Annotated in this window: 14 protein-coding genes; 6 read left to right on the top strand and 8 right to left on the bottom strand. The window is 42.0% G+C overall.

From position 1 onward, the window contains the following. The first annotated feature begins 13 nt into the window (after positions 1-13). The 3 genes from GJV22_RS20770 to GJV22_RS20760 are packed head-to-tail and all read left to right on the top strand — an operon-like array spanning position 14 to position 2,990. On the top strand, positions 14-463 hold the full coding sequence (locus GJV22_RS20770; RefSeq protein ID WP_163718285.1) for a hypothetical protein: 450 nt from the start codon (positions 14-16) through the stop codon (positions 461-463). A 49-nt stretch (positions 464-512) separates the two neighbouring features. Continuing rightward, on the top strand, positions 513-1,619 hold the full coding sequence (dprA, locus tag GJV22_RS20765) for a DNA-processing protein DprA (RefSeq protein ID WP_163718283.1): 1,107 nt from the start codon (positions 513-515) through the stop codon (positions 1,617-1,619). Between the two features lie 42 nt (positions 1,620-1,661). Beyond that, positions 1,662-2,990, top strand: a complete 1,329-nt coding sequence (locus GJV22_RS20760) for a DEAD/DEAH box helicase (protein WP_163718281.1) — start codon at positions 1,662-1,664, stop codon at positions 2,988-2,990. Positions 2,991-3,000: 10 nt separating this feature from the next. Here GJV22_RS20760 and GJV22_RS20755 read toward each other — a convergent pair whose 3' ends face one another. The 6 genes from GJV22_RS20755 to GJV22_RS20730 form a co-directional block, all read right to left on the bottom strand. After that, positions 3,001-4,791: a histidine kinase N-terminal 7TM domain-containing protein gene (locus GJV22_RS20755; protein ID WP_163718279.1), complete on the bottom strand. Its 1,791-nt coding sequence runs from the start codon at positions 4,789-4,791 to the stop codon at positions 3,001-3,003. A 31-nt stretch (positions 4,792-4,822) separates the two neighbouring features. Next, on the bottom strand, positions 4,823-5,386 hold the full coding sequence (locus GJV22_RS20750; RefSeq protein WP_163718277.1) for a manganese efflux pump MntP: 564 nt from the start codon (positions 5,384-5,386) through the stop codon (positions 4,823-4,825). A 138-nt stretch (positions 5,387-5,524) separates the two neighbouring features. Continuing rightward, positions 5,525-6,679 (bottom strand): alkaline phosphatase, encoded by a 1,155-nt coding sequence (locus GJV22_RS20745; RefSeq protein WP_163718275.1) that lies wholly within the window; start codon positions 6,677-6,679, stop codon positions 5,525-5,527. 85 nt (positions 6,680-6,764) lie between these two features. Then, entirely contained in the window at positions 6,765-7,433 is a 669-nt protein-coding gene (locus GJV22_RS20740) for an AlbA family DNA-binding domain-containing protein (RefSeq protein ID WP_238480368.1), read from the bottom strand. A 34-nt stretch (positions 7,434-7,467) separates the two neighbouring features. Next, the gene (locus GJV22_RS20735) at positions 7,468-8,349 is read right to left on the bottom strand and encodes a VIT1/CCC1 transporter family protein (protein WP_163718273.1); all 882 of its coding nucleotides are present in this window, start codon (positions 8,347-8,349) and stop codon (positions 7,468-7,470) included. Between the two features lie 6 nt (positions 8,350-8,355). After that, the gene (locus tag GJV22_RS20730) at positions 8,356-8,802 is read right to left on the bottom strand and encodes a GNAT family N-acetyltransferase (RefSeq protein WP_163718272.1); all 447 of its coding nucleotides are present in this window, start codon (positions 8,800-8,802) and stop codon (positions 8,356-8,358) included. A 72-nt stretch (positions 8,803-8,874) separates the two neighbouring features. Between GJV22_RS20730 and yjjX the strand changes: the two genes are divergently transcribed. After that, positions 8,875-9,417, top strand: coding sequence for an inosine/xanthosine triphosphatase (gene yjjX / locus GJV22_RS20725; protein ID WP_163718270.1), 543 nt, complete (start codon positions 8,875-8,877; stop codon positions 9,415-9,417). A gap of 5 nt (positions 9,418-9,422) precedes the next feature. Here yjjX and GJV22_RS20720 read toward each other — a convergent pair whose 3' ends face one another. Together GJV22_RS20720 and GJV22_RS20715 are read right to left on the bottom strand one after the other, a co-directional pair. After that, positions 9,423-9,737, bottom strand: a complete 315-nt coding sequence (locus GJV22_RS20720) for a NifB/NifX family molybdenum-iron cluster-binding protein (protein WP_163718269.1) — start codon at positions 9,735-9,737, stop codon at positions 9,423-9,425. An 11-nt stretch (positions 9,738-9,748) separates the two neighbouring features. Next, on the bottom strand, positions 9,749-10,114 hold the full coding sequence (locus GJV22_RS20715; protein WP_163718267.1) for a carboxymuconolactone decarboxylase family protein: 366 nt from the start codon (positions 10,112-10,114) through the stop codon (positions 9,749-9,751). A 356-nt stretch (positions 10,115-10,470) separates the two neighbouring features. Here GJV22_RS20715 and GJV22_RS20710 point away from each other — a divergent pair, with 356 nt between their 5' ends. Together GJV22_RS20710 and GJV22_RS20705 are read left to right on the top strand one after the other, a co-directional pair. Beyond that, on the top strand, positions 10,471-10,935 hold the full coding sequence (locus GJV22_RS20710; RefSeq protein WP_163718265.1) for an SPOR domain-containing protein: 465 nt from the start codon (positions 10,471-10,473) through the stop codon (positions 10,933-10,935). Then, positions 10,935-12,833 (top strand): amidophosphoribosyltransferase, encoded by a 1,899-nt coding sequence (locus tag GJV22_RS20705; protein ID WP_163718263.1) that lies wholly within the window; start codon positions 10,935-10,937, stop codon positions 12,831-12,833. The genes GJV22_RS20710 and GJV22_RS20705 overlap by 1 nt, the downstream gene beginning before the upstream one ends. The last annotated feature ends 53 nt before the right edge of the window (positions 12,834-12,886 follow it).

Here is a 12,886-nt window from a genome sequence, read left to right as displayed (position 1 = left end):
ATTCAGTAGTAAAATGGAAATTTCAAACAAAAAGAGAACGACAACGATTAAGCGGACTTTTAATTTTAGTATGGTTATTTTGTTGCTGATTACACTATTTTTTGTTTGGAAAGAAAACAATACCGGCGCGTTGATTAGTGGAGCTGTGCTTATTTTGGGTATTATCGGAGTTCAGTTTGTCAATATCAATTACATTTATTACAGTTCCGATGGCGCTAAGATTCTCATTCGTTATTATCCGGTGATCGCTTTTTTCGGGAAAGAATACAGCTCGATTGAGTTCGATAAAAGCCTGCTGTATTTTGCCAAAGTAAAACGGATGATGGCTTTTTCGGACTTGTATGTGGCCATAAAAACAAGCAAAGGGATTGCTGAATATCCGGAAGTAAGCTTGGTGGGCTTGACCAAAGAAGAAATCTCGCTCATTGAACATGATTTGAATTCCCTGATGAAAAAAGACTGAGACTTGCGTATTCAGCCGGAAAGGTTTAAATTGAAATAAACCTTTTTCGATGGCCCGTATAGAACAACTACCCTATCACATTGCACTTTCATTGATTCCCGGAATTGGCTGTATCAATGCCAAAAGTTTGATTGCTTATATGGGCAGTGTCGAGGCTGTTTTCGAAGCCAAAGAAAGTCATTTCCGAAAAGTGCCGGGGATCGGACCAGTTTTAGCCCGGAGTATTGTGGAGAACCGCGATCTGGAACGCGGAAAACAAGAGCTTCCCTTTTTGACCAAACACAAAATTCAAACTTATTTTTATTTGGACGATGATTACCCGACAAGGTTGAAGAGCTGTGTCGACGCACCTTTGGTTTTATTTTCAATGGGAAATATTAATTGGAATGCCGAAAAGCTGGTTGCGATTGTTGGAACGCGCAACGCAACGGATTACGGTAAGAAGGTCTGTGATGAGTTAATCAGTGAAATGGCCACACGGAATAGCTATACGGTTGTCAGCGGCTTGGCTTACGGGATTGATTCGGCCGCGCATAAAGCGTGTTTGCAGCATGGCGTGTCAACCTGGGGCGTCCTGGCTCATGGTCTGGATCGGATTTATCCGTCCCTTCACCGTTCGCTGGCAGAGAGAATGTTGGTATCCGGCGGGGTGATTACAGATTTTATTAGTGAAAGCTCGATTGAACGACAAAATTTTTTACGACGGAACCGAATAATCGCCGGACTGACTGATGCAACCATCGTGGTTGAATCTGCTGAGAAGGGCGGGGCACTGGTGACCGCCGATATCGCAGGTTCGTACAATCGTGATGTATTTGCTGTTCCGGGGCGAAATTCGGATATTTATTCGAAGGGGTGCAACACGCTTATCAAACAAAATAAGGCCTGCCTGATTCAAAATCTCGACGATCTGGAATATTTTATGGGGTGGCAAAATCAAGCAAAATCATCGCAGAAAATCCAAAAACAATTATTTGTAAGTCTCTCAGGCGAAGAGCAAAAAGTGATGGATGCCCTCTCTGAAAGCCCGGTTTACATCGATCAATTGTGCCAGGAACTGCACATGCCCATGGGTAAAGTATCTGCTTTACTTCTGGGACTGGAGTTTAACGGTCTGGTGGCCAGCTTACCCGGGAAGATGTATCGATTGAATTAACAGGTAGTTTCGGATGTCGTTTTTTGCGTATATCTTTGCGGCATGGCAACTTTCGAAGAATTAAAGATCAATAAATCAATTTTAAAGGCCCTGGAAGAGATTGGTTTTGAAAAACCAACTCCGATTCAGGAGCAGGCAATCCCAATCATTCGGTCAGGTTTGGATGTGTTGGGTATCGCACAAACCGGTACCGGGAAAACGGCAGCTTATTTGCTTCCGATTTTTGCAAAGCTTGTAAAGGCTGAAGGCGAAGATCCTCGGGTGCTGATTCTGGTGCCTACCCGTGAACTATCCATTCAGGTGGGCGAAGATATTGAAGAGCTGACAACCTATAGCAACATCCGGCATGCTGCGGTATATGGTGGAATAGGCTGGACTAAACACGCCGACATGATAAAACCGGGCATAGACATTTTAGTTGCCACTCCCGGACGTTTGTGGGATTTGTATAAGGCCGGTGCTGTTTCGCTTAAGAAATTGAAAACGTTGGTGATTGACGAAGCTGACCGAATGCTGGATATGGGATTTATGCCTCAGATTCGTCAATTATTGGAAATTATCCCGGTTAAACGACAGAACCTGCTTTTTTCTGCTACTTTCAATGAGAGCGTGGAAGAAATGAGTCATGAGTTTCTCGATTTTCCGGAACGTATTGAGATAGCACCATCAGCAACACCAGCACAATTAGTCCAACAGTGTTATTATAAAGTACCGAATTTTAAAACGAAGCTGAATCTCCTTCAATATTTACTACTCGATGAAGAGACCTTTAGCCGGGTAATCATTTTTGTTCGGACGAAGGAGAATGCGGAAAGTGTCTACAAAATTATAAAGCGTAAAGCAGAAGGCCAAAAGCGGATTCTGCATTCCAATAAAGGACAGAATACCCGGATCAATGCCATCAATGCTTTTAAGGACGGTGATATCCGGATTTTGATTTCAACAGATGTTTCGGCTCGCGGTTTGGATGTCAGCATGATCTCTCATGTGATCAATTTTGATTTGCCACAGCGCTACGAGGACTATGTGCATCGTATTGGACGAACTGCTCGGGCTAATAATATTGGTGAAGCCATTACGTTGGTCAACCCAGCAGAGGAATATCATCTGCGTAAGATTGAAAAAGTTATTCGGATGGAAATTCCGATGAAGGAAATTCCAGCAGAGGTTGAGATTCCACCAACACCGAAACCGGAGAATCAGGAGCAGTTGCGTGAAATTGACCGCCAGAAGAAGTTAGAAGATCCAACTTTCCAGGGAGCCTTTCATGAGAAAAAACGTCGTCCGGGAGAAAGTAGGAATAAGCCAACGAATGCTCCGAAGCATTTGTCTAAAACGAAGAAATTCAGAAAAGGCAGAGGAAGCCGATAACCGGTTTTGGCTATTTGATGGGTAGGATAAAGTAAAAAAGACAACCTTCGTCGGGAATCGCATCGCTAAAAACGCCAACTTCGCCACCAAGCTTTTCGACAATGCGATTCACAATGGATAAGCCCAAGCCTGTTCCCTGAATTTTGCTGGCTTCGAGCCGGGTGAATTCTGTAAACAATTTTTTCTGATCGGTTTTGGACAGCCCGTTGCCATTGTCTTTGATCCAAAACTTGATTTTGCCCTCGCTGTAGTACTGTTCAACGCCTAGTTTGATAACCGGCGGGGCTCCACCATATTTAATCGCGTTGCTGATAAAATTCACCCAAATCTCTTCGGCCCAGGAGGGAATGGCCTGAATAACCGGCCATCTGTCGGGTTTGATAATGCTCGTGTTACTTGACTGTATCAGATCCGAAAGTCTTTTCAATGACTCATCAATTACCAGGCGCATGTCAACAGGTTCCTTTTGAATATCCTGCTGACGGATGGTTGACATTGTTAGCAACTCCTCCATAATGTAAAGCGTTTTGCTGGCCGAAGTGTGGATAACGTCGTTGAATGTTTTCACCGAGTCGTAGGACTGTTCATTCATTTCCTGATCAATCAACTCTGAAAGAGAAATCACCGCGCCAATGGAATTTTTTAGGTCGTGAGCAACAGTATGGGCGAAATTGTCCAGATCTTCAATCAGTTTTTCATTCTCCGAGATTTCAACCTTAAGTTTGGAATTAGTCGCCAAAATGGTTGCTTCATGGTTCTTTAGGGTTGTAATATCCCGCAAAATAATCAGTTGTCCACTGAGTAGATTGTACTTGTCGTAGAGTAATGTGGCGCGCAAATCCAGGATTTTTTTCTCGGCACTACGCTTCGTTGTGACTTCAATGTGTGATATCTCTTTGTTCAATGCTATTTGCTCGATTAAATCTTCCCGCTCGGGCAAAACTTCCGAAATATGTCTCCCAACCACCTGGTCCCTCGGTTGCTGGATTAGCGTAAGTAAGGAGGAGTTTATGTCGGCAACACGGCTGTTAACGTCTAAAAGCAGAAAGCCATCATCCATGACATCAATTAATTTTTGCCTGGCAAACGGAACCAGATCAATCGATCCAAAGCGGATGTTGATATAAGCCAGGATTGTTCCTGTGGCGAAAAAGGAGCTTGGTGTCCAGTCGAATCCGGGAATGGGGTTTAGTTTGAAAACATACATGACGTTACCAAAAACAGGGATTAAACACGCTATAATCATTAACCAAATTGAACCGTGTATTTGGTTGGAATATCGCCTGATCAGTTTCAAAATGTTTAAGATACCCAATGCCAAAAAGGAGTAGATGAACAGGAAAATAAGCCAGAATACTGGTCCGTAGCGATAAATTGTGGTGTGGTTCTTCCAATCGATGCTGGCAGAACGCCAATGCAGATGATGGGAGTCATTTGTGAAAACAATCCCGATAAAGACTAGTGCGACAATAATTAGCGGCAGCCAAAATCTAGAAGTCGCTTTTTTCTGCCGGGATGCGAAATTGATGGAGAACAGGTAAAACCACACAGGGATGGACGCAATTCCAACGTACGAAAACTTAGACCAAAATAGTCTGGTTGAAAGGTCGTTCGCTGAATATTCAAGAAAATAGAAAATGGTCCAGACGGCAGTGGACAACTGCAGTAGCGATAAATAGACGATACCTGGCGATTCCCTGAATTTAAAAATATAAAGGCTAATTAATATTCCCGCAATTCCGGAGAAAGCTAAAAAGAAACTAAGGCCACTGAACAAATAATTTCCAACTTCAAAATACATGAAAGGATTCTTTTAAAAGCCCGTAAATGTATCAAGAAGCCATTAGATGTTCAAGCAGTATTTTTATCCCGATAGTAATTAATACAAGACCGCCAATAATTTCAGCATATTTCGAAACACGGGGACCAGTCTTCTTTCCAATTAATATTCCGAGCATCGAAGCGGTAAAGGTGACACTGCCAATAATGATGACTGCAGGTGTAATTCGGTCCATAATCAATGCCATACTGAACCCAACAGCCATCGCGTCAATACTGGTGGCAAAGGCAAGGACCACCGCGACTTTGAAGATCATCGGATCCAGAATCTTTTTCTCTTGCTTTTCTTTCAGATTTTCCAAAATCATTTTGGTTCCGATCAGCGACAGCATTCCAAATGCAATCCAATGATCAATCGGCTCAATCCATTGTTTGATGCTATTTTCAATCAACCAACCTAAAACCGGCATCATCGCTTGAAAAAGGGCTAACAAGAAAGCCAGTTTGGCGGCTTCGAAAAAACGAATTTTAGGAAGACTTAGACCACTGGTGACAGATACGGCAAACGAATCAACCGATAATCCCATGGCCAGTATAATGATGGTTGTGTAATACATTCAGCAGCGATTTGAGCGGCAAAATTATAAAAAAATGGCCAAACAGTTTTTCTGTTCGGCCAAATGGGAAGGTATTTGTATCGCTTATAAATTAGCGATCAGTTCAATTATTGTTTGCTCATCAGCAAACAGAGGATCTTACTTTTTATTCGTGATGAAGCTAATCAGTTTTTTACCGATATCTTCATTTTTCATGATTCCTGTAAATTGATCGGCACCGGGGCCAAAAGCAAATACAGGTACCATCACTCCTGTGTGATGTCCGTAAATAAACGAGCCTTGTACCATGCCGGTTTTCATATTGCCACCGGTAAGAGCCATTCCTCCGGTCTCGTGGTCAGCTGTAATCACAATCAAAGTTTCGCCGTCCTTAGCTGCAAATTCAAGGGCTTTACCAATTGCCTGGTCAAAATCCAACATTTCTTCCACCACATAATTGGTGTTGTTTTGGTGTCCACCCCAGTCAATTTGCGATCCTTCAATCATGATAAAGTAGCCTTTCTTATTTTGCTGTAGGATATTCAATGCTGTTTCTGTTGAACGAACGAGCATGTTGTTGCGTTCCGATGCGACCGGATTATGCTCCTCTGCAGTTAATCCGACCAGTTTGCCCGATTTCACTTTTTCAATTTCCTTCATGTCCTGTAAAACAACATAACCCTTCATTTTTAAATCAGCAGTCAGGTCGCGGCCGTCTTTACGCTCGGTGAAATGTTTGTATCCGCCACCGATAAACACATCGATGTCGGTATTCAGAAAGTCGCCGGCAATTTCTTCGTACATGTTGCGCGAAGGTTGATGAGCAATAAAAGAAGCCGGAGTAGCATGTGTGATGGCAGAAGTAGAGATCAGCCCTGTAGCGAGTCCTTTTTCTTCGGCTATTTCCAGCATTGTTGAGTGCGCAACAGTATCTGTATCCACGCCGATTGCTCCATTGTAGGTGCGATAACCGCTTGACAACGCTGTTCCACCGGCTGCCGAATCCGTGATGTAGTTGTTAGCCGATTGTGTTCTTGAGAAGCCAACATGTTTGAAATTGTTCAGAAACAGGTTGCCATGGTTGGCCGTAAGTCCGGCATAAAATTGAGCTGTTCCCATGCCATCACCAATCATGAAAATGATGTTTTTAGGTCGCTTGCTCTTCGGTGCATCAACATAGTTCTTTACCGGATAGCTGATATTTCCGTGGTAGATTTTTAAGGAATCTTCCTTCGTAACTGTTTTGTAGTTTTCCTGTGCAAATAAACTTCCGGTAAAGGCGAGAGCGATTACCAGTGTTAATAGTCTTTTCATTATTAATTGTTTTATGTGGCGATAAAAGTATATTGTATAATTAGTAAACTAATGAAGTAAAAATTACAAAAGTGTGAATTTTTGATCAGGCCGATTCAGACCGATCCCACTGTTCTCGATCAAAGTTGTCAGCTAAGGCATAGCGTATTTGTTTATCGCCGAAGACGGGCTGAATAATTCCCAATACAATAAAATCGGATAGAATTTTTTCTGCTTGGATATACGTGATTCGTGCTTTTCGGGAAAAAGCTGAATGACTGATGCTTTCATTTTGAGAAAGGTAGTCGAGCAGGAATTTTTCATCGTCCGAATAATTAATGAGGATCCCTTTGTGCCTTTTTTGTTTTTTCCATACTTCGATCATGATTTTATTGGCGAGTTTATTTTCATCGTCAAGTCGGTAATAGGCCCACCATTTGTCATGTTCATCCTGGGCGAAGTGTGGTTTATCAGGGCTTCTTTCGACAATAATCTCGAGAACTACTTTTTTGTTGACAATATGTTGTTTGGTACTGAAGTTTATTTCCGGTTTGCTGAAGATCTTGGCGGCCGACTCAATCATGTAATACTCTTCGTCTGAACGAACGCCGGCAATATTCCCATTATCCTTAACGCCAATCAACAGCCTGCCGCCATCGGTATTGGCGAAGGCTACCAGCGAACGGGCGATTTTCCTCGAATCGCTGATGCAATATTTGAAGTCCTGGTGCTGGTGTTCCCCTTCCAGGATCATTTTCATCAATTCTGTACTCACAACTAGTCCTGTTTCTGAAATTCGCTTGTTTCATTTAAACTTCGATCCCAAACATCACCCGAACTAAATAGCCCAGACCAAATGAGATTAATCCCACCACTGTACTTAAAACAACCATCTCCGTAAATCGTTTGCGGAAAGGTTGGTCGTTTGCCACCGAAATGTAATAACTATAAAAGAAAACAACCAATATTGAATCGAAAACAGCTACTCCCAACGCTGTAAAGGGAGAAACAAAAATGAGGTAAGGCGCCACAAGGAATACGACCGCTACGAGGTATGCTATTCCCGTGAAAAATGCCGATTTCATTGCTCCATCGTTGTTCCCCTCCGATTTGTTGGATAAATATTCGGAGGATGACATGGAGAGGGCACCGGCAATTCCGGCAATGATTCCAGCTAATGCGACCAGTTTTGTATTTTGAAGGGCAAAGGTCAAACCGGCAAGCGTTCCCAGTATTTCAACCAAAGCGTCGTTTAATCCCAGAACAATGGATCCGATGTACTCCAGCTTTTCTTCGTGAATCATCGCGATTAGCCGGTCTTCGTGCTCATTCTCTTCTTTTCCAATTTGAATCGCTTCCGGAATTTCTTTTCCAATTTCGTGATAATTGATCTGCGCCCGTTCTTCCGACTTTTCGAGCAATTTAATGCCGAAAGTAAGACCGAAAATCTGTGCTATCCAATAGAATTTCTTGATTTCCCATTTGCTGGGAGTGACCTCACGATCGGTATATTTTTTCCAAATATTGTAATGACGCAATTCGTCTTCGGCAATTTGCTCAAGAACTTGAGCATTTTTTTTGTCCTTGATTCTTTTTGCCAGACGTTTATAAATATGGTGTTCGGTAATTTCGGTGCGTTGTGCAACAATGAGTTGCTTGCGGGTTTCGGGTGATAATGGTTTGCGTTCCATGGGGTTTTATTTTAGCCACTCGTATAGTTGGTAGTGTTCGGCGCTCATCCCTGATTTTTCGTAAACCAGATGGGCTGTGTCATTTGTTTTTTCGGCATACAAGCGAATTCCTTTGAGGTTTTCGTCAGTCATTACCAGTTCCTGAATATGTTGGTACATGTTTGAATAAATTCCCAATTTCCGAAATTCGGGCAATACGTAAACCGATTGAATCCAAAGAACAGTCCCGTTTCTCCAGTCGCTCCACTCAAAAGTTGTGAGCAGCGAGGCAACAACATGCCCTTCAATTTCAGTGATGTAATAGTTTCCTTTGGACGGATCGGCAAAAACAGCTTCGACACCGCTGCTTACTGTTTCCTTGTTAAGTTTTAAATTTTCTGTTTCGAGTGCCATGGCCAGTTGAAATTCTGTAATCACAGATGCATCTTCCGGTTGAGCTTTTCTGATGTCCATTCTTGCGTTTTTAGTTTGAAGATTCGGAAAGTAAAGGTAGTTTTATTGCTTTTAATCCGATTCTATTCTGTTATGAAAATTGTTGTCGCGTCTAAAAATCCGGTTAAAGTTAACGCAGTGTTGAATTCCTTTTTAGCTTGTTTCGATTCTGAGTTGGAGGTTGTTCCGGTTTCTGTTTCTTCTGGAGTATCCGATCAGCCTATGACTGAAGATGAAACCTTGCAGGGAGCGATAAACCGAGCACAGCACGCAAGACAATTGGTCCCGGGAGCGAGCTTTTATGCCGGTATTGAAGGTGGCGTTTCTTTGCACAACGATCGCTTGTTCGCTTTTGCATGGATCGTAATCGCAAATGACGATTTTGAGTCTCACGCCCGTACCGCTACATTCGAGCTGCCTCCGTCAATTCGGGAATTGATTGTACAAGGAATGGAACTGGGCGATGCCGACGATCTTGTTTTCAAGAAACAAAACTCCAAACAGCAAAACGGAGCAGTTGGGCTTTTAACACAAGATCGTTTAACCAGGGAGTCGCTCTACCAACAAGCTGCACTGTTGGCTTTGATCCCTTTTTTAAATCGGGAATTGTACATTGAAGCTGCAAAGGAAGCTTAACGAATTTAGCGTGATAAATTCATTTTTTTCAACACGTGCTGTAAACTGATTTTGTCTTCCGAAAGCATGATGATCTGAATTTTCTTTTCATCGAGGCGGATTTTGGCTTTCGATCCGATTTCGCCGGTAACAAGTTTCGATACTTCCTGCTTTTTAAGTAAATCAACTACGCGGGGAGCAACATTGCCTTCATCCAGGCAATAAGGATTACTAATAAAACGCGTAACAACCCCATCGGTTAATAAAAAGTACGGACTGCGTCCAAAACGAATGTCCATGCTCGCTGTAAGTTTTTTATCGGTTGCACTAATTGCTATCATTGTCGTTGTTTTTAAGAGTTTGTATTAATTCCCGCCTTTTCGTTTAAGGCTTCCCAATATTCTACTGCCCGGCGAGTATGAGGAATAACAATCGTACCGCCAACAAGGTTTGCAATAGAAAATACTTCAAAAATTTCCTCGTTCGTAATTCCTAATTCGTGACATTTTTCAAGGTGATATTTGATGCAGTCGTCGCAACGTAAAACCATCGAAGAAACCAGCCCCAGCATTTCTTTGGTTTGTTGCGATAGGGCTCCTTTCTGGTAAGCCAGTGTGTCGACACTGTAAATCCTCTTCATGACTTTGTTGCCTGAGCCGAGAATTTTATCGTTCATTTTTTCACGATATTCTTTAAAATCATTGATCAAGTCGCTCATAGTGTCTAATAAAATGAAGTTTACTTGTTAAAATGAGATGCCTGTTTGATTGTTTAAGACAACTAAACCCAAAGGCTGTAAAATGCAAATATGGCTAAAGAATTTCAGTCGGATGATCCGATTTGACGAGTAATTGAAGAAATTGAGATAAAATTATCTTTAAGATTATCTCAATGAGCTGTAACATTTATCGTTCTTGGCCGGAATATTGCTGTTGTCTTATTTCAGATCAAAATAGTTTGGCTTTGAAAGATGAAAATAATTGTGAATTTTTCGTCTTTCATAGGCATTAAAAAACAATCAATTCTTGTATTAAATCAATTCGCATTATATTTGCACCTTTAAAAGTCGACTCTATGAAGTTACCTATTGTTGGGATCATCTTTTTCTTAATTCAGTTGAGCGTTAACGCTCAGGAGACTCCCTACAAACCTGCCAAAACTTCAACTGAAAAATCCCTATTGAAAGAGCTTGATATTCAGCAGGATTCACGAATTGATACGCTGTTGAATAATCATATTGAAATGAATAAAAGGAAAGAAGGAACCGATGGTTTCCGGTTGGAGATTTTTTTCAGTTCGGGGGTACGCGCCCGTCAGGAAGCAATGAAGGTCCGAACCGAATTTCTTCGGATTTATCCCGATCTACCTGCCTATATGACCTTTCAAAGCCCCAACTTTAAAATCCGTGTTGGCGACTGCCGGACTAAAAGCCAGGCTTTGAGAATGAAAGAGAGAATTAAAAAGAATTATCCGAATGCGTTTATTGTGCCGGATTTGATTCAGTTTCCAAAATTATACACTGCAGATTCAAACAAGTAATGAGTGAATTGATTAAACACGAATGTGGTATTGCCCTGATCCGGTTGAGGAAGCCGTTAAGCTATTATCAGGAGAAGTACGGAACTTGGCAATATGGCTTGAACAAGCTTTATTTATTGATGGAAAAACAACACAACCGCGGACAGGATGGAGCCGGAGTGGTTAGTGTTAAATTGAACTTGAACCCGGGACAGGAATATATACACCGCTATCGTTCTATTGAGCAGAATCCAATTCAGGATGTGTTCGCCAAAGTTGGTAAGTCTGTTAAAAAAGCGATGAAGTCGGGAAAGAATATTACCGACCTGGATTGGGTATATAACCATTTACCTTATGCCGGTGAGCTTTATTTAGGACACCTTCGCTACGGTACGTTCGGAAATAACAGTATTGATTTTGTGCATCCGGTGATGCGTCAGAATAACTGGAAGTCGCGTACACTTGTATTGGCCGGAAACTTTAATCTAACCAATACTGATGAGCTTTTCCAACGATTGATTGAATTGGGACAGCATCCCAAAAATTATACGGATACGGTTACGGCTCTTGAAAAAGTTGGACACTTCCTGGATGAAGAAAACCAGTTCCGTTTCCGTCAATATAAAAATGAAGGATTCTCAAATCGTGAAATTTCTCCGTTGATTGAGAAGACACTGGACGTGCAGAGCGTCTTGGAGAATGCAAGCAAGGATTGGGATGGTGGTTACGCAATGGCCGGTTTGATTGGTCATGGTGATGCCTTCGTTGCCCGCGACCCTTGGGGTATTCGTCCTGCTCATTACTATATTGATGATGAGATTGTCGTAGTTGCATCGGAGCGGCCTGTTATTCAGACGGTAATGAACGTGAAGGATAGCGACGTTCACCAAGTGAAGCCGGGTGAAGCGCTGATTATTAAGAAAGATGGCAGTGTTTCGTCTCAGATTGTTCGCGTTCCACATAAGCGGAAAAGCTGTTCATTTGAACGAATCTATTTCTCTCGTGGTAGCGATAAAGACATTTACCAGGAGCGGAAGGCTTTGGGGCAGTTGTTGGCACCACGTATTTTGAAAGACATTGATTTTGATATTAAGAATACCGTTTTTTCGTACATTCCGAATACCTCAGAAACCGCATTTTATGGGATGATGGTTGGGATTCGCGAGCATTTGATGGTTTGGAAAAAAGAACAAATTAGGGCTAAAAACGGGAATATTTCGGAAGAAGATTTAGAGAATATTATTTCGCTGGAACCTCGCGTTGAGAAGATTGCCATTAAGGATGCCAAGTTGCGTACCTTTATCGCAGACGATGCCAGTCGCGATGACCTGGTCGCTCACGTGTATGATGTTACTTATGGTGTTGTTAGGGAAAAAACCGACACTTTGGTGATTATTGATGACTCGATTGTGCGGGGAACAACACTGAAGAAAAGTATCCTGAAGATTTTGGATCGCTTGAATCCGAAGAAAATTATTGTTGTTTCTTCTGCTCCGCAAATTCGTTATCCGGACTGCTATGGAATTGATATGGCTGTGTTGAGCAAATTTATTGCTTTCAATGCAGTGATTGAGTTGTTGAAGGATCACGACAACGAGGCATTGATTGACGAAGTATATAATAAGTGTAAGGCTCAGCAAAATCTTCCGAAAGAGGAGATTGTGAATTACGTGAAAGATATTTACCGTCAGTTCACTCCTGATCAGATTTCAGCGAAAATCGCTCAGCTGTTGAAGCCAGAAGACTGTAAAGCAGAGGTGGACATCGTTTACCAAAGCGTTGAGAACTTGCACAAAGCTTGTCCGAACGATACGGGTGATTGGTATTTTACAGGTGATTATCCTACTCCGGGTGGAAATAAAGTTGTCAATACTTCCTTTATTAATTTTGTAGAGGGAAATGATGGAAGAGCATATTAATTGATCGTCCACAATATAGAAACAAAAAAGCAGGCTTTCAGCCTGCTTTTTTT

Origin of the sequence: Mangrovibacterium lignilyticum (genome assembly GCF_010882175.1) — a bacterium.
Lineage (GTDB): Bacteria > Bacteroidota > Bacteroidia > Bacteroidales > Prolixibacteraceae > Mangrovibacterium > Mangrovibacterium lignilyticum.
The sequence above is the reverse complement of the archived record's forward strand: the minus strand, read 5'-3'. Positions and strand labels throughout refer to the sequence as shown.